The organism is Pseudoalteromonas sp. Of7M-16 (assembly GCF_022347805.1).
Classification (GTDB): Bacteria; Pseudomonadota; Gammaproteobacteria; order Enterobacterales; family Alteromonadaceae; genus Pseudoalteromonas; species Pseudoalteromonas luteoviolacea_F.
Map to the genome: position 1 here is coordinate 334,819 of NZ_JAKRFY010000001.1, position 21,208 is coordinate 356,026.

Below are 21,208 nucleotides of genomic sequence, written 5' to 3' on the forward strand. Positions count from 1 at the left end.
CCTTTAGCAATTACAAATATTGGCTATGCCTCGCCTTAAAACTAGGTGAGGCAAACTGTTCAATATGGCTTTGATAAATATGCAAGTGATCACTGACTTGTTCACTTTCTAATTTAAGTAACAGTAATGCCATGGGGACACTTACCCAATAGTTACTTTCTTGTCTAGCCACTTCAAATGCCCGTTCCACATAATGCCATGCTTCCGCTGACCCCATTGCAACTTGCTTTTTTGCGATCAGCTTTGCGCGTAATACGTCATCGTTCAGCGCCGCAGTAAATGCGACTAGCCCTTGCCAATTTTTCTCCGTGATCAGTAGGTTGCTTGCAAGATCCGCAACGGCATAATATACCCAGCGATTCTCTTCGCTCACAGGTCGTAAAATTGCACGTTGTAAATGAGTGAGCTTTTCACTCGCGACCTTGGCAAAAATTGCTTGATGATAATCTCTGAGCATCAGGTGGCTCTCATCCAATCCAAACTGTGTGACTACTTGGCTTACTAGTGCAAGATAACGATATTTATCAGTTGATTGTTGATGACGCGCAGCCAGTTTCGATAGTTGATAATAGCTCGCAAGCTCTAACTGAGTGCGCCCTGCCAATTTTGCTAATTGCGCAGCATCAATTAAATACATTTTTAGTATCCGATACTCCTCTGTTAGAGACAGCGATTGTACGAGTAACTGTTTAGTTTCACTTTGTAAACCCGCTAATTTAAGCTTTTCAAACTGTTTATCTGCGAGGTTTAATGATTGTACGGCCAATGCATTTTGCCCTTGGCCATACAAAAGCTGTCCTTTTAGTAGGTTGAACAATGCCTGATGGAACTGCTCCTTATCCCTCAACTGATTTTGATACTGGTGAAGCAAGGTACTGGCTCTGTCATATTCCAATCTCTCAATTAACTGAGAGATAAGCACATATGCGATACTTAAATTATCCGAAGATGCCGCATTCATTAAGGTAAGCTCAGCTGTTACTTGATTCTCTGATACCAACTCAAAATAGCGTGAGTGTGAAAGCCGCTCTATTTGACCGTGAACACGATTTGCTAATAACGCAACGTCGTCTGCAATAACAAAGCTTTGCCACTGTCTACTCTCACCACTTAATGTATAGTCAAGTAGATAGCTGACTCCCCCTGCCATACTCAGTTTTGTAATTTCCCCGTGCACAGTAAGCATACGAGTTCCCTCGTGCGGCTTTAAAGTATGGCTTTGCCGTGAAGTCAAAGTATTGACTTTTTTCAACGGGCTTAGCTCAACATCCAATTGTGTACTTAACGCTTCATTTAGTTGCTGTACAATTTGAGATTCTACCTCTGAGTGCGGTGTTGCGGTTATTGGTGAAAGGGCAAGAGCATATTTTGAAGTCGCTTTTTGCAAGCTCGATTGCTGCGCACCTAGATACGCAATTCCACATGTGAAAATAAACAACAGTGCACTGACTACCCAAAAGCGACTGCCGCTATGTTGTATGGGTGTTTTATTTACAGATAGCTGCGCACGAGCCTGAGTGAGGGAGAGTTGCCACTTGTAACCTCTTTTAGGGAATGTCTGAATTGCGTCACTGCCTAACACTGCACGTAACTGACTAATGGTTTGAAAAACTACTTGCTCGGTGACGTCCTTATCTTGCCAAAGTACTTGCAAAATGGCCTCTTTGCTCCAGATTTTTTCCGGTTCATTTAAAAGCAGTATCAATAAGTTTAATTGTGTTTCTGTCAATGCGACGACATCACCGTGCCGATATAGGGTGCTAGTACTGGGGTTAAATTCAAAGTCACGAAAATAAAGCATCTTGTAGTGTAAGCTAAGCAATAAATATTAGAGGCCAATCAAAAGTCCCTAAAATAACAACACCCTACATAAATTACAAATAAGAATTCAACAACAACTTATCCTGAATAGGGTGACTTCGAATATGCAGTTAACTTGTGTTTCGAGTGTAGATAGCAGGTACATATGTGCCTGCTATCTACAACCAGTACTAGTATGGAGTACAAATCAATCGAACACCATTGAGTGCTATATCGCCACCACTACCTTAACTGTCCTCTACACGGTTAATAATGCCGGATAAAGCCTGACATGCCGGACAAGTATATTTACTTGTCTAATTACCCCAAAATGTATTATTTTCAGCGGAAAATAAACGCACCAGAAGTGAAAAAGTAAAGTTAATAAAGCATCAAAATCACAGCAAACCATCAATACGGTCAGCCAACTTTTTTCGCGTTTCTAGATGTTTTGCAAGTAGCTTTTGAAACTCTGGCAAGGGTTGTAATGACTGCAATAAATGATTATTTTTTAGCGTCCACCACTGAGAATTAAGTGACTCCACCCAACCCATTTCAAGCGCGTTTGCCAAGTGGTTTAAAGCACGCTGATGATTTCCTTGCAATGCATTTACTTCAGCCAAAGAAAACTGCGTTTGTACCTTATCAAAAACTTCACCTTGCCCCAGTAAATTATCTACTTTTCTTAACAGTTGCAGCCCACGTTTAGTGTCGTGCAGCTGTATAAGAGTGGCAGCATACAAGATGATTGACTGGTAGTTGTCTGTACTCACTTCAACCCGCCCTAGCGTGTCGTGCTGCCAACTTGGATAAACTTGTAGCAAAGTGTTTTTTGCCGCTTCAAATTGCGCGGCTCTATATTGTGCGCGAGCCAGTTTTAATCTCGCAGCGACACTATAAGGAAGTCGAAACACTCGATTTCGTATATTCGCTAAGATCTGCGCCTCGTTTTTATTTTCGCTCAGAGCAATCATGTCCAACGAATGTATAAAGTGGCCATGTAAAGGCTCCATTCGATTCAACAGTACTCGAGCGGCCTGCTCTGCGCCGACGCTAAGGTAAGCGAGCACCTGTTGTTCACACACTTCAATACTTGAACAAACATCAAAAAGTGCTGGAGTCTGCCTATGCCAATTTGCCATCGCCAAAATAGACGTCTGAGTATGCCGATTCACCTTAGCAGCATCCAATAACTGAGTACCCGAGTCAGGATCCAGCTCTAGGGCTTGCTGATATATAAGCTGTGCCGAGTTTTGTTTCCCCATGGATTTTAACAAAAAGCTCATCGCTCGCTTTAGGGGCGCTGACAGTGGGTTTAATATTATCGCCTGCTCCAAGTGGGCTAAAGCCTCTGATTGTTTACCCAAGCGATTGAGCAATTTGCTATACCAAAGATGTGTTGTAGCATTGTTTTCAATCTCCAGCGATAAACTCAGCGCATCTTGAGCATGGCGATAAAGTGCAAAGTTGCCTGTCGCCGCAGCTTTGTCTGATAACAGCATCCCCTGCGTGGCCAGTGCTAAAGGCGAATTGGGCTTCAGTGCTAATGCCTTTTCAATATGTGGAAGCGCAGCATGGATTGCCTCCATCTCACCCCAACTACCAAATGTGTGTAAAAAAGCATAACTAATGGCTAGGCCTATATGTGCATCTGCGTAATCCGGCTCTAACGCCAGACTATGCTCAAAATAGGTGACCGCCTTGTTCAATGAATCAGGCGTCCTTTGACGCCAATGATATTGCCCCATTAGATACCACTCATACGCTTGCGCATCGATGTCTTGTCGCTGTTTTTCATGGGTACTCTTGGTATTGTCTATAACACCAGATAAGGAAGCGCTCACTTCATCTTGAAGCTGAAAACTAGTATCGGATTGACCAGTATAGATTTTTGACCACAATAGCTGACCATCATGAGTGCCTATTATCCTTACATGAATACGCGTTTGTTCACCCATTTTTTGTATATGGCCATCTAGGATCGCGTCAACTTGTAGCGCCTTACCTATCTCCGTGGCACTGTCATTATCTCGATATAAAAATGATGAATAACGTGAAATCACCTTAAGCGACTTTACCTGAGACAATTGATTGATAATGGCGTCAGATAACCCTTCCGCGAAATATTGGCTATCTTGCAATGGGCTTAAGTCTTCAAACGGTAATACCGCTATAGAATGGACATTTACCGACTGAGGCTCGGCTTTTTCATCCGGCTGAGTGAAATACCAAATCAAAAATAAGATTGGCAGTACACAACATATTGCCACGAACTTTTGCTGTGTAGCGCTCTCCATACTCGATACATAAGGTGTCTCAACCTTCTTCACCTCAGCAATGAGTAGATAGCCTTCATTCGGTATGGTTTTTATAAAAATGGGATTGCGCGCACTGTCATCAAGCGCTTTGCGAATTTTGCTGATAGTCACCGACAAAATGTCAGCCGCAACAAATTTGCCAGCCCAAACTTGTTCGAATATTGTCTCTTTGGTGACAACCTTTCCGGCCTCTTGGATCAATAGCAAAAGTACTTGCATACTCTTATTGTCGAGCATACGCGTTTCTGATTTGTTTTTGATGCTGTTGGTCTTCGGGCATACCAGCCAGCGACCGAGCTGATACTGTTGACTGTGCATCATCCCCTAATCCCACTCGGTAAATATATTTCTAGTTGCAAGCAGCGGTCCTCATTGACACCCCATTGTTTAATTTTTGCCATGTAGAATGAACACAATTGGCAATACTTTGGGCCATAGACATTGTGCAGACTGCATATATAAATATCAAAAATAAACGCTTAAGCGTAGTGTCTAACGCTGACTCGCCTCAAAACCAAAGTCTCAACGAGTGTTAAAATCCGCGGAACTCGGATATTTCGACATAACCATAAAACCATATACCATTGAAAGTATTGGATATATTTTTATTTAGCAAACACTATTTGTAACTTTAGAAGATTTAAGGTGTTTTAAGTTGCTCAAATTCTCTTGTCTTGTAGCGTTTGAGCAAATGACGTTAAATCAAGAGGCTTGTTATGGGCAATTCAATAAATCTAAAAAAAACCATGTTATTGGCCGCACTGCTAAGTTTGAGCAGCACAACAATGGCAAACAGTGTTTCGCAATCTGATCACTTTGCACCAGTCGCCACACAAAAAGAACTTCAAGGGCGATTTTGGGACATCTCAGAGCTCGATAAAGCTTTTATAAGCTCCGCACCACAAGATATGAAAGATGGCACCCCAGTTGGAGAGTTGGCCTTACATAGCAAAAACCAAAATGTGGTAATGCAATTCGCACAAGAGGTGGCAAACAAAAAACATGGTGACTACACCAGTATGTTGATTTCACATCAAGGAAAACTGGTTTTTGAATCTTACTTTTTGCGCGGTAGGATCAATTTACCTCATGACCAAGCATCCGCAGTGAAAGGCTACACCAGCTTGTTATTGGGCAGAGCCATTCAGCTTGGTTATTTAACCATGGCGGACTTACATAAACCCTTAGTCAGTTTTTTGCCTCAGTTAGATGCAAAAAAGTTCACCCAAGGCGCAAAAAATATCACATTGCATAAAGCACTGATTATGAGCGGTGGTCTGCAAATTCCAGAAGATAAAACCAAGGAGCTATCTCGCAATCAAAATGAATTCTCATTAAAAACGTTGAAAAAGCTAAAAGGTCAGGGCTTTATCCAAGAGCTACTAGAACACAGTCAACCAATTACTTCTGAGTCTCAACGTTATCGCTACGGTAATTACAACCCAACCTTGGTCATGCAAGTCATAGATGCCGTAGTACCAGGTGGTGCTGAGCAATTTATAAAAAAAGAATTGTTTAACAAGTTAGGCATTACAAACTTTACTTGGGCAAACGCAATAAGTGGATTACCTGAGGGTGGCTGGCGGGCATCAATGACATCAAGAGATATGCTCAAGCTCGCCCAGCTCGTTAAAAATAACGGTAAATGGCAAGGGGAGCAGTTGATTTCCCAGCACTATCTAAATAAGGCGATGCAAAAGCTCATTCGCCCTGTCTCAGACTGGATCCCCAAACATTACTCCTATGGTTACTTCTGGTACCAGACCGATATCAATGTGAAAGGTAAAAACTACAACGCCAATATCGCATGGGGCGGTGGTGGTCAGCGTCTGATAATTATCAAAGAGTTAGATTTAACGGTCGTGATCACAGGATACGATAGAGAAGACACAATTTTTGACCAAGTAGCCCAAAGAGTTGTACCGGCATTTATTTAACCCTTACGTACTTATCAAGCGCCTCTCGTGTGGCGCTTTGAAAAGTCCATTGTGCAGCGCTATAGTCCTCTGGCATCGTTGATATTTGGATGTGGTCACCATACAGGCGTCCTCAAGCTCATTTAACAGCCCTGCGCTGCGGTGTTGATTACCTTTATGTACAGCGCATATTTTGCATTAGAAGTTTCTCTTTTACCTAATTCAGATTATCAATCACATTTGCTATTTTATGCTCCACCCCCAATAGCGCTGCACGTAGGCTAAATCGTACTGCCTCAATTTATCAAACTTCAGAATACCTGAAATAAAAACATGTTTAATGTAAACGTCATGTTGACCTTTGGACTATTAAGAAATATCGTGTAATTCATAACCCGATCAGGCTATGAAATCGGCGCCGTTTAGCAGTCGTGAGCATGATTTGCTCACCCTTGTTTCTATTTTGGTACAGAGTTGTTAATGCAGAGTATTCTATTGGTGCATATCAACCCCCACATCGCAATAAAGCAAGGCAGAAAACGAGAGCAATCGCGGTGACTCAAAGCAAATTAATATAATCGCAGTTATATCTCAAAAGCTTATGGCAAAAAGTTAGGATGTACTCGTAAAGCAATTGGTAACTATCAGCAGGGTATAAATTCAATAAAATTTAAACCTCTTTTGAGCTACCGCACTGCAAACTAGATACTAAGTCTTTACTTAATCATGTAAGGCCCTATAGAAATGCTCTAACTAGGCCTGAGTTACAGGATGACGAAGAATGAACAAAATATTACCTCATATTTTTTTAAGTAAATTAAAAACTTCAATTGCTTGGATAGTTAACAATGCCCTCCTACTGCGCAAAAACGGTAAGGTAAAATCTATCAGACAAACACTGACTGATATTACTTTTACAGATACATATGCTGTGATGATGCCAGCCAGATCTGCACACTTTATTTCCAAACTTACCCGTCCAATTCTGAGCGACGAGTATGCATGAAAAAACCAACGCCTCTCGAAACTTTAAGTAAGCTGAAATATGTTATGACATCAGTGGTAGCTTGATAAACAAAACGTAAAGGATAAACAGCAATGAACTCCCCTTTTAGAACTATTCGAAAACTACAAACCCTTGGCTTAAATCGCTGTGACTTAGTATCTGATGGTGTAAGAACGAATAGCCCATCAAAAGTAAGCTCAATTGACGTTCAGCCAATCTACTCTCAATTCAAAGAAGGGCAGCAACTCACCATCAGTGCTTGTATCTCGATATCAGGAGGCAACACAGCTTACAAGGCACCAAGAACAGCTCAATTGCAATTTGGCAATATCCCTATTGCAATTGATAAGCTTAAATAAGGATAAGTAATGAAGCTTTCAAATTTAATCTTGCTAAGTATCGCCTCTTTGGCTTTTTTTTATATTCAATTATGGGACCAACGCCTAGTGACGCCGATATATGTTAGCCTATTAACTGCATGTATAGGCTATGGCATATATATAAGAGAGATAAATGTAATTCACATAGCAGGGTTTATTTTAGCTTTAACTGGGATTGAAATTATCATTTTCGAGTCTGGTATTATTAACTACGTCACCGTTACCGAAAATGCACTGCTTCAAGGTAGCATTATTTATGGTGTACAAATCTTTTTTACTGTTACCACAGCTCTTGTACTAATTTTCAGAGTGCAATTGTCACGACTTTTGTCCAATTCGAAACACATCAAACTTACTAATTTCGACGGTGTTTTTCATTGGCTCTTCATCTATATGGCAATTGTAAACTTGTTAACTCTGCTAGAGAATATTGCTTGGTCCTATTTCAATATGAAGTCTTGGACATTGATTTATGACAATTTTGAAGGGTTGATTTACATTGCATGGGCACTCTGCTGTGGCGCTCTGCTTACCATGTTAATTTGTGCCCCAAGGTTAAGTCCCCCTCACGAACGTAAGCTTTCTTAACCAGAACACATATACTTAAAAATGACAAAAAACCAGATCTTCATCTGGTTTTTTATTGCCGCCGAACAGCTGCTTTCGTTATCCTCTACACTTTCACATTGCGACACGCCTCGGGTAAACGCATCCCTTAGCTTGCAATTGATTATTGTGCGCTTAACCAATAAGGGCAACTGGGCGACTGTCGATAGTGCTTGATTAAACTGCGCCGTGAGTCATGAAACTGCCATTGCATTTTATCGGTATATGTTTGATATAAGCTGGCTTCTTGCTCAGGCTCAAAGAGCAAAACCTTGATCAACTCTACCGCAGTAACCCCGGAAGTTAGCGCTCGGATCACACCTTGAGACGACGCAGGATCCAGCACCATTGCGGCATCACCCAATATAAAAAAACCTGCACCTGCTAGTCTTTGCGCACACCGCCACGTCACATTGCTTGCCCTGACTTTTGTGGTGCTATTGAGGGTTTTACTATAAGTTTTCTCAGGCTTTTTATTTAAGTTTGTATGCCAATTTAGCCGTGTTACACAATACATCTTTCGCTCTACCTCAGCAGTCCATGTCCAGCCATTTTCATCAAACTCAAACCTTGGTAATTGTGCAACTTGCTCACCTTCCGATGACAGTGAACCATACTCACTCGTTGATACCAAAGGGGGCGAAAAAGGCTCAACTTCAATATTGAGCTGATTGGCCAACCAGTGTCTACCTCCCGCCGCATCCAACGTGAATTTAGCCCGAATTTGCAACCCGCCCACAGTGCGAACACCTGCGACACGCTCTCCTTTTCGTACCACTGAGTGAGCTCTATCCGCTATCAGCTTGGCACCTCTTTGCACTGCGAGCTTTTGTAGTTCAGCATCAAATTCTGCTCCCATAATTTGATACCCTCGCCAATCCCCTTCATCGTCACTACCCAGTTTATGGTAGGTTAAATCTGTCGAGCTACCAGACCAAATGCCTAAATACCGAATAAACTCACCGTTTGATAAAAGTGACCCTGCACCCAAGTGTTGGAGCACAGGCTCCACACCAGGATGAAGGGATTCGCCATGTCGATAGCGGGGAAATACGCGAGGCTCGACAAGGATCACACTTAAATTAGACTTTAATGCACAAAGTGCCGCAGCTAACCCAGCAGGCCCTGAACCGACAATCACTAAATCACACTCGTAATTTGGCATTAGTACTCCTCTAATACCAAATTAACAGGTTGAGACACCCAGTCTTGATCGAAAATTTTAATATAAATTTCACGAGCACTGATTTGAAATTCGACCTGATTAACAAGTTCATAGCGCTCTCGGGTGATCGGATTAGCCTCTACATCAACGGCATTTTGACCGACAATGGCAAAACGATATATATAACCAATACCCTCTAAGTTATTACTCGCTTTGGGAAGTACCGTACTGTGCCAATTTTGCCATGATGGTACTTTTTCTGCGTTAACCATCCACAATTGGTTGTTCGTAACTGTCTGGCGACGCAATGAGTCAAAACACGCACGTAACACATCCATACGCTGGATCATTTCTTCAGCAGGGACTTTATCCAAGCCATTGAAGCCTATTTTATTCGCCAGTGCATTGCTAACGTAATCTGAGCGATTTCTATGTGCACAGTTTACGTAATTCTGACCATTTTCAGACTCAATAAATGGCCCATGCTCACCATCCCAACCTAAGTTTGCAGACACTTCCTGACTCAGTACCCGAGGGTGAGCGGGGTGATAACCAAGCTCTTTATCCAGCAGCGGTTGTGCAGTTGGAGACCAAGAAATATTGAACGTCCTAGACGAGTCAGGTGCGGCGGCAGGCCAGTATGAGTTCAATGCGGCACAAAGTTTTGCATCTTCTAAGAAGGGGCTTCCTAATCCATATGAAGCATAGGTATTTTGGCCTTGATCAACATGCGTCGAAATATCCCAACCTGGCGCAAATACGTCAGCTGCGGAGTCAGGTAACCAGCTCAAAGCCCTCGCAAGTGATTCGTTCTTGTTAAACGCACTCCCACTCGCAGCTGGCCCGACAATACTCGTCATAGTGCGGTTAACTCTATCCGCAGCAGGGAACACTAAATCAGCTGAGTTAGGTATTGTGAGAGACTGATTAGGCACTGTGTTGTTTTTAGTTGTTTGACCGGAAAGGGTTCTGGTAAACCTGCCATCACTAAGCGGTCGTGGACCGCCTTGAGAAAAGTGCAGCCTGTTTTGCACCGTATCCAGACTTAAACCAACCCCAGCCCCGTAAAGCTCTTCAACCCAACGTTGAATATCGAGTTGACGGATTTGCGGGAAAAAGTCGACAGCGGTCACCAAGGAAAAGGCTTTATAAGTTTGTAAATTTGATAACTCAGGAATAGAAACAGATAAATAACCATCGCAAGAATCATCTATAAAATGCGCAGCTTCGTACCCACCAACAGATCTCCCTTCTAAGTTTATAACTTGCTCTGTAAACTCTCTGGTGTTAAGTGTTTTGTTTAAGTCTTCTAGTTCAATATCACCATTGTTATTTGTGATCACTTTGTGTCGGATGTTGACATATTCCGGTGCAGCTCTTCCTGCATGGGCGGTGATAATTAGTGAACTAAAAAAGCAACTTCGCCCCTCAGGCACTTCAAAACGCGCCAATTCCATGTTGCCATTCACCTGCTGAGATGCAGTGCGCGATAGATGTGCTTGGGGTTTGGAAATGACCAATACAGAGTCCCCCGCCTGCTTCATCTCCACTAATTCATCATTGACAGAGTCGCGCGTAAATGGCGGTTTATCTAAATCGAAAATTGCTAAAGGAGGCACAAAATCAGGGTTATCACCGGGGTTTTTGTGGAGCCGTCTAAGCTTTTCATTAATATGATACTCAGTAAACTCGACTTGAGATAAATGAATACCCTGACCTTGGTCATCAAAGAGACATTCATCACCTGCAAATAGCTTATGAACGGGAAATAGGAACTCTTGACTATGATCTGTTGGGGAGTCACGGAACACAACATCTTGACTATCTGGTGAGCGACGCTCAGCAATAAACGCGCCATACCGGGCAGGCAACACAGCAATACTGCGCTCTTCTGATTCCGGGCTAGATGTAAATGAACGCGTAGGCGCATCGTAGCGCTCCGGTTCTGTACCAATACGGGCTATCCCGCACCTTGAGTAGCCAATATCGGCATGCAACTTGTGCGGACTGTTTTGAGCAACACGATATTGATAGGCGAATACTGCGACTACCGGATTTTGAAAGGAGCTAAGTGTTCTTTTACTTAAGCTAAATATCAAGTTCTCTACTTGGTCAAGTTCAGTCAATGTTGGGTAGGCAGCACTGTCTTGGTGTGGTTTCCCATCAGATGTCGGGTGTACATTTGGGCTGGATAAGGCGTGATAAAGTAGACTTAAGCTCGGTTTTCCAGCCTCAATAGCCCGTTTACCATTCGTTGAAAAGTCTTCCATTCCGGGCTTGTCTCGTCGGATAGCAGGAAGTAACCGTTGCAACTCTGCGGTCAGATCTTCTGCAGAAATATCTAATCCATGCTCTTGAAACCATTCATTCCAGCCAAAATGGGATAGTCTGTTTAGGGTTTGTTGTACATTACTAATCAAGCTCATTTTTGTATCCTTGCTTTGAGGTTTTTAGTCGCACACTCAATATAGACCAAATCAGGGTATACACAGGGGAGATTCAGTGTTTAAAAAACAAACAATTCGTGATGTTGATTTAGCTCAAACTTGGCATATTAAAAATGAGTAGAGCACGTCCCTAAAACATATATTTCTCTCGAACAATACTCCTCTTTCGTCCCCTGTAGACTTGGTTGATTGTCACAAAGCGATTAAAAGAGCGTGTACACATCTTATTGCCGAAGGATCTGGCTATCTCAGAGTAAAGGGGCTGGGGTGATCATGAATCGTATCGAACAATGGATCCTGACTTATCTCAGGATCACGGACTGGCAGATCATGAATCGTATTGAGCAGTGGATCCTGACTTATCTCAGGATGACGAGCTGGGAAGATCATACGTCGTATTGAACAGTAGATCCTACCTTATTTCAGGATGACGAGCTGGGAAGATCATGAGTCGTATTGAACTGTAGATCCTACCTTATTTCAGGATGACGAGTAGGGAAGATCATGAGTCGCATTGAACTGTAGATCCTACCTTATTTCAGGATGACGAGTAGGGAAGATCATGCATCGTATCAAACAGTGGATCCCAACTTTCGTTACGATAACAGGTTACAATGGGGAGCGCACCCGCTAGGATGGCGAAAAAACCCTGATCCTAACTGTGACAATGTTGCGCTGAAGTACAAGACGCCTTACTTAATGTACTTAGGTTGTTAGGGTCGATTCATAGTTTTACGCCAAACCAATTCACCTAACAACCCGTTTTTTAACAGCATTATGCTAACTTAAAGCGGTTTATCATCCTCATCATGTCCTCAGACACCTGACTAAGCTCTTCACTGGCTGTTGCCATTAAGGTCGATTCACCGGCCAACGAAGTAGAACCGTCATTCAAATTGGCAACATTTTGATTGATACCATTGACCGTCATGGTTTGCTGCTCTGTTGCAGCAGAGATTTGCTGGTTCATACCTTGAATGGCATGGACCTCTTGAGCTATCTCGTTAAGCGCATCTCCCGCTGATGACGAGATCTGCGATGTATTAGACGCTTTTTCAGCGCCTTTGCTCATAACTTCTACCGCTTGCTCTGCGCCAGCTTGTAACTTCTCAATAATCGTTTGAATCTCAATAGTTGATTCCTGCGTGCGCAGTGACAAAGTGCGCACTTCGTCAGCAACCACAGCAAATCCACGTCCAGCCTCACCAGCCCGGGCAGCTTCAATGGCAGCATTTAATGCCAACAGATTGGTTTGCTCGGCAATTCCTCGGATCACTTCAAGTACGGTATCGACATTACGACTATCTGCGGCAAGTTGAGCAATGACTTGACTCGCTTCACCGATATCTTCAGCCAAAAGCTGAGACTTTTGAATATTACACTCAATGATCTCCAAGCTCTGCTCTGTTTGCTTGGCTGCTTTCACACTGAATTCTGACGCATCTACCGTTCTACCCGACACTTCAGTCACCGCGGCGAGCATCTCATTCATTGCCCCTGCAAGCTCTTCTGTATCGCTGCGCTGCTGGTTCAAGTTCATGTCGACAGTTGAAACTGACGATGACAAGCGAGTTGCAGAGTCAGCCAGTTGTGTTCCTGCGGCACTGACACTGAGCATAATGTCCTGAATAGAACCCACAAAGCGATTAAAATACTGAGCTAAATCGATCAGCTCTTGACTGCCTTCCTCTTTCAAACGCTGAGTTAAATCCCCTTCACCACTCGCAAGATCGCGCATTGCTGACACGGTGCTTTTAATTGGTTTAGTGATACTTCTAATGAAATAAATCACCAAGGTAGATAATACCGCCAACACCATAACGACGTTCATCAGGGAGATCATCTGAGATTGCTCGATATCTTCCTCTAACGCCGCAATATTGATACCAGTGCCAATCATCCAATCCCACTCGTGAAAATAGTCGGCATAACTGGTTTTTGGCGTCAGCTCCGTTGCATCTGGTGAAGTTTTCCAAAGATATTCAACGAATCCCCCCCCACTTTTTCCGGTCGCGTATAGCTCTTCCACAAATAACTTTCCATTGCCATCTTTGAGCGGCAAAATATTTGTACCAAGCAGGTGTTTTAGACCAGAGGCCAGCTGGATCCCTTCCTTGTCAGCCACAAAAATATAGTTGCCGTTATCAAAGCGCATTGCAGAAATGGCCACTAAGGCCAAACGCTTTGCTTCTTCTTCACTGAGTGCGCCACTTCTACTTTGCTCATAGTAATGATTGATAACACCGAGCGCACTCTCAATGATCAGCTGCACACCATATTCATAGTTAGCACGCATATGTTTGTTGGTGTTATGAGCATCCAGCAAGGAATTAGCAAAAAGCCCCAGTGCAAATAACACCACTATCATCCAAGCACGTGTACTAATTGGTGCATTATGAATTGAAAAGTTCATGATGCCTCCTCATTACTCGTGCGGACCAGTCACTTTCTTAGCAGAAAAGCTGGATTCATGGCTGGTGTATAAGCGACGCAGCGCATCTTTGCACGACCCCTCATCCTTGGCATTGTCTTCAACATGTTTGATCACATCTTGAAACTGTTGCAATAATTGCTTTGAGTCTGCTTCAGACTTTTGGCAGACCCCTTTTGAATCTTGTGATTTGCGATGTGACAGCTTCTTTCCCTGCGCACGCTTAAATACACTATCCATAATTCCCCCCGGCCTCTCCTGCACACGTGGCTATGTTCATCTATCACGTCCAGCCATAGCGTATGTACAGTCCTTGTTAAATGTTAAATTGATAAACGTTTACTCTGTTCAGTGCACAGTCCGGCAAATAAACCTTACTATTTTTGACGTGAAGCAGATAAGGGAGCCACAACTGACCTTTTTCTCTGTCTGCGCCGAATCCACTGAACGATTCCATAAATTCACCTGAGCAGGTGAAAACCTTGATTGCTCGGTTAACCAAGTCCGAAACAAATAAATACCCGTTTTCATGATCAATACTGGTTGGTAGCAAGAAGTTTTCACTGTCTGTGCCATATCCTTCTTGACCAAAGCTGCGGAGCCACTTCCCTTGCTGATCATATACTTCTATTCGGTTGTTGTTTTGGTCTGTGATAAAACACGTACCCTGTGCATCGACGGTAATATCCGATGGCGTGTGAAACTCGCCGTGCTCTGAGCCTAATTGACCAAAGGTATGGACTAAAAATGGACCGCCGGTATCTGACAATCGCCAGCGACAAATACGATTGTTCCCCGAGTCAGCAATTAAAATGTCATTATTGGTAGGATCTATTGCGATACCTTGCGGCTGGTTAAGCTGCTCATCTCCTGTACCCAGCCCACCAAAAACGGTGTATGGCACCAGTTCTCCAAGCCTGTCGTTATACTGCAATATGGTGACAATGCCACTTAAATAGTTGCTTACTACCAGTAAAGGCACTTCAGGATCTAACTGTCCTGGCAGTGGTTTTGAGGGTGTTAAAGAAGCGATGCCCAGCGAACCTGGTAACATTGGCAAGCTAATAGGCCTAGCAGAATCGCTCTTGCCGTCTTCCGTGGCTTGCAATTGATAATTGCCTGAGTCCATCATCCACAGTAAATCTTCTGGGTCTTCAAACTTATCATTTAGGAAAATACGTACCATGGTTTGCTGCCATCTTTGCACCCATTCGGTTTGTGCTGATAATGCAATACTTAACCACGATGGTAACCCTGGAGGTTGCATCACTTTTAGTAACTGATCTTGCAGGGCAAGTTGATGTTCAACCCAATGCTCAAAAAGGGGCGCATTACTTGAGTAGCTAGATTGCGTATTGGTGACATCTCCCACAACCGAGGTAACAAAATGCAGTTGCCCAGGGTTATCACGCTCATCACCCACAGACTTAAGTACTTTGGTTGCACGTGATTTCCCCCCTTTGAGAGTGGCTAAATTCACTGTGTGTTTTTGCAGAGATGCCAAAAATGGTTCGGTAATTAGTAAAGTGTTCGCGCCTGTAAACTCAGTTATTTGCACTGGCGCAAAAAAACCATCTAAGCTACCCATAAACTGGCCATTTAAATCATACACTGAAATAGCATTGGGCAAGCCACCGGGAATAAGCACACGATTTTGGATCACAGACACTCCGCGTGATAATGCCAGTCCATCGATGTAACACTTTCCTGTCGCGCTAAATACCACGCCTTGGCCTTGCCAATTACAGCGCACCACAGTGGAGAAGCCAGTATTTGAAATGTAAATATTGCCATCTTTATCTAAACTCAATCCCTGAGGCCACAAAAGATGAACAGGATCTCCACCATTTTCTGGCACAATCTCATCAATCGACCGCTCAAACTTGCCATCTTCGCTAAATATCACGAGTCGAGATTGACTTTGTTGCCCTTCATAAAACTCATCAGCAACACACACTTTCCCATCGTGGACCACAATACCGTTGGGGCCCCTAAGTGCGACTTCTGGTTCGTCGCCAAATATCTTAACTGGCTTGATCTCTAAACGCTCGGTGTATTCCAGTATATGAACTCTGAAATTACCAATATCAGTCACATATACCCAGTTTTTATCCGGGTGTGCAAGTAACCTAAAAGGCATATTGAATTGCTCTGGCCCAGTCCCAATCGTGCCGAAACTTGCCAGTATTTGATCCATGTTTGAATCAAATACCAACACGCGATTGTGCGCTGTATCCGCAAGCCATACGCGGCCAAATTTGTCGACACAGCTCCCAACTGGGGTGCTGAGAGAAAGGTGTCCTACTGTCGAACACGGTAGTTGTGGCAACTGATCAACAGTCGTACCAATATAACTGTGGTATGAGATCCCCATAGTACCTAGCCTGTAAAAAGAGTCCGTTTAGTCAAGCTTCTGCCGATGCGCTCGAGCAGATCCTTGGCGTAATTAATTATCATTACGATTTTTTTACTGTTTCATACCAAAAAGTAGCAGGAAGAAAATTACTCGCCAGTAAGTCACATTGGAAAAATCGTATTTATTAAAAAATTCACATTTGTATTATTGTTTCCACCAACAGAATAAGGAGAAGAAATGCTTTACTAGCAAGGTCTACAGGCTAGTTTTAAGAAGATATTATGATTGTAAATAAGGTTCTATTGTTCGGTACAGCGCAAGATGGAGTTATTAATATTATTCATATTGACAACTTCCATTCTAATGCAACGATTGGCTGGGTCACTGACAGTATTTAGATGAATTCATAACTCCACACTAGTGATAATTTGTAGGGACCTGAACCTTCAAATAGTCAACGCACAAGCATCCCTTGGCAGTGCAGAGGTGTTCATTTTTTGTCATTGAGCGGAATAATCAATCAACGTGTCTCACACGTCTAATTTGTAGATTCCATCCTAAGCTGTTTTCAAGTAAGCTGCCTCAATTCCATAGAGAACCCAAAAGAGGAAAGAGCGTTGGATAAAAGAATAGAACCTGAATTACCCAGTATTACGCCCGACTTAGATCAGGTTGAAACCTTTAAACAGTCCCTCAATCCATCTAGTAATAAAGCGCCTTTGCCACAGCAAGACCCTGAACAAAAATTAGGGCAAACCAAAAAAACGAGTTTTATGACTTGGCTGGGCACCGCGGCTATCATTACTTTAACAGCGGCAGTATATGGGCTCTATCAACAAAACCAAGCAACGCAGGCGCAGTTATTTGAGTCAACAAAGCGTATAGCAGAGCTTGAACGTACACTCTCTGCGACAGGAGAAGAAATGGGCTTGTCCGCAGGCGCTATGCAGGCAAACTTGAAGGCGCTGAGCGAACGTACCGATGAACTTTGGTCACAAATGGATAAACTCTGGGCCTCAGCATGGAGACGAAATCAGTCTGAAATCAAAAAGCTCAAAGAGCAGACAAGTACCATTGCTAGCAACCAGACAAAGCACGCCAACACCCAATCTGGCGTGACAACAAGAGTAGACACTCTCGCGCAAAGTCAAACTGATTTGGTATTCAAGCTGTCTCTTTTAGAAGAGCAATTGCAAGCTGCTGAATCACTGAAAAATCAGTTAACGTCAATTAATACCGATTTAGATCAATTGAAATCACAGTCACGTGGCAGCAACGCAAAACAAGTCGAGATTGGTAGCAGCATCGCCCAGCTTGAAATTACGCAAAACGCACTAGCAGAGCAATTAGAACGTTTAGAAAGTCGGCTCGCCACCACCGCAAAGGCACAACAAGCGGCAAATTAACTGTAATCCGATTTGCGTCATTTTAACGATAGGGGCCAGCAGCGCTGCTCCCTTTGACTGATGTTTATTGGTAATTGGTATTCACTCAGAGCATTTTGCTTTAATTTTGACCAGACTCTAAGTAACTTACTATTTCATTTATCGGTTCAATAAAAAGAAAATAGCCCTGTTATTTCCTGAAGGTTAGCCAAATCATCCCGCTTGCATAAAACAGGCTTTCCGTCTGTTCGCGATTAGTTTTGTTCTCCTATAGTTTAAAACTTCTGAATGGTTCAAAGCCTAATTGAGGGATTTCCTCTTAGTCGACAGCTTAAAAACACAGGGAATAAAGTAATAAATTTCAGTACCTTGCATAAAGTTTTCTGTCTTACCTACTTAAGAATTGCAAATGGTAGTCTACCCAGGCTAGCAAGGTTCTATTAGATTTAGTTGTATTCAGCTATACGCCCAAAGCGTAGTAAACAGTCCTTCTCCTTTAGTCATCAACCAGTGAGTTTTTGCTATTTATTTTAATATGTTGCGTTTCAAGTACGTTTCAAATTTGCTTGATGCTTACCCCATGTTATTAGCCATATCGTTTAAGTCCTACAGGTTCTTCCAATTAATATTGAAGGTAAATTTCAGAAACATCTTAAAATTCAAAATGAGGAAGATGCATTGATTCAATTTTGCATATGATTGAGCTGCTGAGTTTTGCATCTAAATTTTAAAGAAAGACAAAATCAAATCGGTAAAAATACTAAAAAAGGGACGAATGGCACTGTTTACTTATGAAGCATTTTTGTTAATATATCGTACATAATTGAAGTGTCAAAGGCTTTCAAGTTAGCAAGGAAAAAAACGGTGGTAAGTGGAGATGACCTCAAAGCAATGAGGAAAAAAGCAGGGCTAACCCAAAAAGAAATGGCCGACAAGCTAAAAATCACCAGAGAAACGGTAAGCAATTACGAGCTTGGAGTAGGAGAACCTAGAACTGGGCATTTCTTTAAGTGGCTTATGTATTGTAAGATAGACTCGAAATCATTGCTAAATCAAATAAAGATGATACATGATGAAGTAAATGGCCAAACTGAATCAAAGTTACAGGATGAAGAATGATGATAAATTTTAATGTTGGCAAAAAGGTACGTTCAGCGAGTAAGCAGTTTTCCTCTCTTAAATTAGAATTGTGTACGCAAATACAAGGTGGCGGCCCTTGGAAGCCTGTAGAACCCTCTTCAGCCAAAATAAGCACTGATCTTCTCTCTCCCAAAAAACCAAAGCAGGAGAAAAAAGGTAATTAGTATGAAGCCCTCGCAACTAATTGTTCTGACAATTATATCTATTTCAGTATTTTACACATTGGTCGGCAACCCAAAAGTAGTTACGGAAATCTATCTAATAACTATTTTACCGGCTCTTCTATATGGATTTATTAAAAAAGATCCTAACATTATTCACATTTCTATATTTTTGATACTAATTAATTTATCTGAATATATAATATTTGGCTACGAAATTATCAGCCTTGAAGCCATTGACATTAATAAAGTAGTTCATGGAATACTCATATATGGCATACAGATGCTTATTAGCTTAACTGCCGTTGCAATATTTATATTTCGAGTGCAAATTTCAAGAAAAATATCAAAGTCTGAAAAGGTCGACCTCACCTATTTTGATGGAATATTTCATTGGATATTTTTATATACATCGCTCGTTTATCTTGCTGCGATGATTGAATACACGTTACGAAACGTATTTGACCTCCCCTCTCTTATTTTAGTTTATAACAATAATGAGACTTTAATTTATTTAGCATGGGCTTTGACCTGTGGAACATTACTCTCTATGGTGGTGCATTCCATCAGAAGTGAAATTAAAGTCAAGGTACAGTGATTTCATACATTTCACACAACCCATAGTATTAAAACGCCCCAAAAATTTATTGTAGATAAAAAGCTGGTGCAGAGGTCTAGTACCTCTGATCCCAGGGGCGAGTTATTCTTACATTCCGCAATTTATATTGATACAAGCAAAGCTCATATTGAAACAGCCAAGTTGCCATAAGGATCGATCGCCTGCATTCAATAAAGCCCCCACTTTGTTCAGATTTTATAATCATTAATCATCGCTATACCATAAAGCGCGATGAGGGTTCCAAAGTAACTTATTCAGAAGAATCAATAGCTCTGACCCTATTGATTGGAAGGGATCAATGACTCTGACCCCTTTGATCATAGGTAATTACTTACCTCATCCACAATAGCGCAAAACGGGTGCCATTTGGCTCCACTTTACTTGCACATAAACCAGAGCCAATTGCTCCAGACGCATAGGTACCTCGTGCAACCCAGCAATGAGTTAGACCGTGCGGGTCAACCTGCCAACCAACTTGATGAGAGTTGTTTGCCCACGTTAAATAAGTAGGTAAAACGCAGCTCGACACAAGCGTTGTTGTGTCGTTGTAATCTGTTCTGCAGCTTGGAATATCTGCAACCTTAGGCATATGCTCCACGCGATCTAAATAGCCCCACGCACTTCGGATCAAATTCAAATCATAGGTTGATAAATTGTCAGCATAAACAGTCTTGCCACTTACACAATTTGCACCAGCACAGGCAACTTGCTCTCTAGCATCACGAAACTTGCTTAAGTCTTGCTGATAGAGAAATAGTGAACTTGGGTCATTAGGGCTGGTTTCAGGTATCGTGCCATAATCAGAGATGCGAGCAATACCACCGGGCTGAGTTTTAGGATAACTACCGACTAATGTCCAGCCACCACCATCTGTGGTCATATCACAATAAAATGACTGTTGCTCACCAGACTCATTTAGCAATTTATACACACCATCACCGACACTATAACCTGCATCTAAAACTTGCTTACAAGTCTCAAAACTCGCTGCCGGATTATGATTGAAACGCCAGTCACCACTGGCTCCTGTATTACTATGCCAGCTGCCTTGGTAAACACCAGAGTCGCTGAGCCCCCCTGCAAAGTAGCGCAATTCACCAGAAAGTAAATCACTGGTTTGGAATTTGATATTGAGCGCATTGACACTGGCTTCTCCTGATAGGATCAGTTCAGATTCGCTCGCCACAAAGTGCGCTCTAGAGCCCTTCACGGTCAGATCAACTGTTGTTTCGTTAACAAGCTGTCCATCATGAACAGTATCTAAATGAAGTTGATAGTCACCAGAAAAGTTATTCTCTGTGGCAAAAACGACTGTCGGCATGAGCAGAGCAAAAGCGGTAAGTTTATTGATGTTTTTCATTAAATATTCCTAATTTAAGTAGCCAAAGTAATAAGTGGCAATGGTTCCTAAGCAGTTTTCTCCCGAGTAAAACTGCTAGTCGCGAGTATGTAATATTGACTTCTTAAGTACCAGAGGC

General features: G+C 42.4%; 17 protein-coding genes. 9 read left to right on the plus strand and 8 right to left on the minus strand.

The window, feature by feature from the left end:
* Positions 1 to 10: 10 nt before the first annotated feature.
* Both MHN81_RS01540 and MHN81_RS01545 read right to left on the minus strand, forming a co-directional pair.
* Positions 11 to 1,801 (minus strand): winged helix-turn-helix domain-containing protein, encoded by a 1,791-nt coding sequence (locus MHN81_RS01540; RefSeq protein ID WP_239424862.1) that lies wholly within the window; start codon positions 1,799 to 1,801, stop codon positions 11 to 13.
* A gap of 397 nt (positions 1,802 to 2,198) precedes the next feature.
* Positions 2,199 to 4,439, minus strand: a complete 2,241-nt coding sequence (locus tag MHN81_RS01545) for a winged helix-turn-helix domain-containing protein (protein ID WP_239424863.1) — start codon at positions 4,437 to 4,439, stop codon at positions 2,199 to 2,201.
* 395 nt (positions 4,440 to 4,834) lie between these two features.
* On the opposite strand from MHN81_RS01545, the gene MHN81_RS01550 reads away from it, so the two are divergent.
* From MHN81_RS01550 to MHN81_RS01565, 4 genes are all read left to right on the plus strand, one after another.
* Positions 4,835 to 6,055 carry a serine hydrolase domain-containing protein gene (locus MHN81_RS01550; RefSeq protein ID WP_239424864.1) on the plus strand — a complete coding sequence of 407 codons (1,221 nt, stop codon included), beginning with the start codon at positions 4,835 to 4,837 and terminating at the stop codon, positions 6,053 to 6,055.
* Positions 6,056 to 6,815: 760 nt separating this feature from the next.
* Positions 6,816 to 7,040, plus strand: coding sequence for a hypothetical protein (locus MHN81_RS01555; protein ID WP_239424865.1), 225 nt, complete (start codon positions 6,816 to 6,818; stop codon positions 7,038 to 7,040).
* A 92-nt stretch (positions 7,041 to 7,132) separates the two neighbouring features.
* Positions 7,133 to 7,399, plus strand: coding sequence for a hypothetical protein (locus tag MHN81_RS01560; RefSeq protein ID WP_239424866.1), 267 nt, complete (start codon positions 7,133 to 7,135; stop codon positions 7,397 to 7,399).
* 9 nt (positions 7,400 to 7,408) lie between these two features.
* Positions 7,409 to 8,008 (plus strand): hypothetical protein, encoded by a 600-nt coding sequence (locus tag MHN81_RS01565; RefSeq protein WP_023400866.1) that lies wholly within the window; start codon positions 7,409 to 7,411, stop codon positions 8,006 to 8,008.
* Between the two features lie 142 nt (positions 8,009 to 8,150).
* On the opposite strand, the gene MHN81_RS01570 is transcribed toward MHN81_RS01565, so the two are convergent.
* Both MHN81_RS01570 and MHN81_RS01575 read right to left on the minus strand, forming a co-directional pair.
* A complete protein-coding gene (locus tag MHN81_RS01570; RefSeq protein WP_239424867.1) occupies positions 8,151 to 9,191 on the minus strand; it encodes a tryptophan 7-halogenase in 1,041 nt (346 codons plus the stop codon).
* Positions 9,191 to 11,617 carry a hypothetical protein gene (locus MHN81_RS01575; RefSeq protein ID WP_239424868.1) on the minus strand — a complete coding sequence of 809 codons (2,427 nt, stop codon included), beginning with the start codon at positions 11,615 to 11,617 and terminating at the stop codon, positions 9,191 to 9,193. Before MHN81_RS01575 ends, MHN81_RS01570 begins: the two co-directional genes overlap by 1 nt.
* A 294-nt stretch (positions 11,618 to 11,911) precedes the next feature.
* On the opposite strand from MHN81_RS01575, the gene MHN81_RS28030 reads away from it, so the two are divergent.
* Entirely contained in the window at positions 11,912 to 12,040 is a 129-nt protein-coding gene (locus MHN81_RS28030) for a hypothetical protein (RefSeq protein WP_269201371.1), read from the plus strand.
* 373 nt (positions 12,041 to 12,413) lie between these two features.
* Here MHN81_RS28030 and MHN81_RS01580 read toward each other — a convergent pair whose 3' ends face one another.
* From MHN81_RS01580 to MHN81_RS01590, 3 genes are all read right to left on the minus strand, one after another.
* The gene (locus MHN81_RS01580; protein WP_023400863.1) at positions 12,414 to 14,051 is read right to left on the minus strand and encodes a methyl-accepting chemotaxis protein; all 1,638 of its coding nucleotides are present in this window, start codon (positions 14,049 to 14,051) and stop codon (positions 12,414 to 12,416) included.
* Positions 14,052 to 14,063: 12 nt separating this feature from the next.
* A complete protein-coding gene (locus tag MHN81_RS01585; protein ID WP_023400862.1) occupies positions 14,064 to 14,309 on the minus strand; it encodes a hypothetical protein in 246 nt (81 codons plus the stop codon).
* 76 nt (positions 14,310 to 14,385) lie between these two features.
* On the minus strand, positions 14,386 to 16,443 hold the full coding sequence (locus tag MHN81_RS01590; protein ID WP_239424869.1) for an NHL repeat-containing protein: 2,058 nt from the start codon (positions 16,441 to 16,443) through the stop codon (positions 14,386 to 14,388).
* A 599-nt stretch (positions 16,444 to 17,042) separates the two neighbouring features.
* On the opposite strand from MHN81_RS01590, the gene MHN81_RS01595 reads away from it, so the two are divergent.
* The 4 genes from MHN81_RS01595 to MHN81_RS01610 all read left to right on the plus strand — a co-directional run bounded on the left by MHN81_RS01595 (position 17,043) and on the right by MHN81_RS01610 (position 19,709).
* Complete coding sequence (locus tag MHN81_RS01595; protein ID WP_239424870.1) at positions 17,043 to 17,831, plus strand: hypothetical protein; 789 nt, start codon at positions 17,043 to 17,045, stop codon at positions 17,829 to 17,831.
* A gap of 843 nt (positions 17,832 to 18,674) precedes the next feature.
* Positions 18,675 to 18,929 (plus strand): helix-turn-helix transcriptional regulator, encoded by a 255-nt coding sequence (locus MHN81_RS01600; protein WP_023400852.1) that lies wholly within the window; start codon positions 18,675 to 18,677, stop codon positions 18,927 to 18,929.
* Positions 18,926 to 19,114: a hypothetical protein gene (locus tag MHN81_RS01605; RefSeq protein WP_239424871.1), complete on the plus strand. Its 189-nt coding sequence runs from the start codon at positions 18,926 to 18,928 to the stop codon at positions 19,112 to 19,114. The genes MHN81_RS01600 and MHN81_RS01605 overlap by 4 nt, the downstream gene beginning before the upstream one ends.
* A gap of 1 nt (position 19,115) precedes the next feature.
* The gene (locus MHN81_RS01610) at positions 19,116 to 19,709 is read left to right on the plus strand and encodes a hypothetical protein (protein WP_239424872.1); all 594 of its coding nucleotides are present in this window, start codon (positions 19,116 to 19,118) and stop codon (positions 19,707 to 19,709) included.
* Between the two features lie 352 nt (positions 19,710 to 20,061).
* Here the strand turns inward: MHN81_RS01610 and MHN81_RS01615 are convergent, their stop codons facing one another.
* Positions 20,062 to 21,090 (minus strand): fibrinogen-like YCDxxxxGGGW domain-containing protein, encoded by a 1,029-nt coding sequence (locus tag MHN81_RS01615; protein WP_239424873.1) that lies wholly within the window; start codon positions 21,088 to 21,090, stop codon positions 20,062 to 20,064.
* Between the last annotated feature and the right edge of the window lie 118 nt (positions 21,091 to 21,208).

Coding starts and splice junctions, on each gene's coding strand:
- MHN81_RS01540 (WP_239424862.1), bottom strand. CDS start 1,801: ATGCTTTATTTTCGTGACTTTGAATTTAACCCCAGTACTAGCACCCTA.
- MHN81_RS01545 (WP_239424863.1), bottom strand. CDS start 4,439: ATGATGCACAGTCAACAGTATCAGCTCGGTCGCTGGCTGGTATGCCCG.
- MHN81_RS01550 (WP_239424864.1), top strand. CDS start 4,835: ATGGGCAATTCAATAAATCTAAAAAAAACCATGTTATTGGCCGCACTG.
- MHN81_RS01555 (WP_239424865.1), top strand. CDS start 6,816: ATGAACAAAATATTACCTCATATTTTTTTAAGTAAATTAAAAACTTCA.
- MHN81_RS01560 (WP_239424866.1), top strand. CDS start 7,133: ATGAACTCCCCTTTTAGAACTATTCGAAAACTACAAACCCTTGGCTTA.
- MHN81_RS01565 (WP_023400866.1), top strand. CDS start 7,409: ATGAAGCTTTCAAATTTAATCTTGCTAAGTATCGCCTCTTTGGCTTTT.
- MHN81_RS01570 (WP_239424867.1), bottom strand. CDS start 9,191: ATGCCAAATTACGAGTGTGATTTAGTGATTGTCGGTTCAGGGCCTGCT.
- MHN81_RS01575 (WP_239424868.1), bottom strand. CDS start 11,617: ATGAGCTTGATTAGTAATGTACAACAAACCCTAAACAGACTATCCCAT.
- MHN81_RS28030 (WP_269201371.1), top strand. CDS start 11,912: ATGAATCGTATCGAACAATGGATCCTGACTTATCTCAGGATCACGGAC.
- MHN81_RS01580 (WP_023400863.1), bottom strand. CDS start 14,051: ATGAACTTTTCAATTCATAATGCACCAATTAGTACACGTGCTTGGATG.
- MHN81_RS01585 (WP_023400862.1), bottom strand. CDS start 14,309: ATGGATAGTGTATTTAAGCGTGCGCAGGGAAAGAAGCTGTCACATCGC.
- MHN81_RS01590 (WP_239424869.1), bottom strand. CDS start 16,443: ATGGGGATCTCATACCACAGTTATATTGGTACGACTGTTGATCAGTTG.
- MHN81_RS01605 (WP_239424871.1), top strand. CDS start 18,926: ATGATGATAAATTTTAATGTTGGCAAAAAGGTACGTTCAGCGAGTAAG.
- MHN81_RS01610 (WP_239424872.1), top strand. CDS start 19,116: ATGAAGCCCTCGCAACTAATTGTTCTGACAATTATATCTATTTCAGTA.
- MHN81_RS01615 (WP_239424873.1), bottom strand. CDS start 21,090: ATGAAAAACATCAATAAACTTACCGCTTTTGCTCTGCTCATGCCGACA.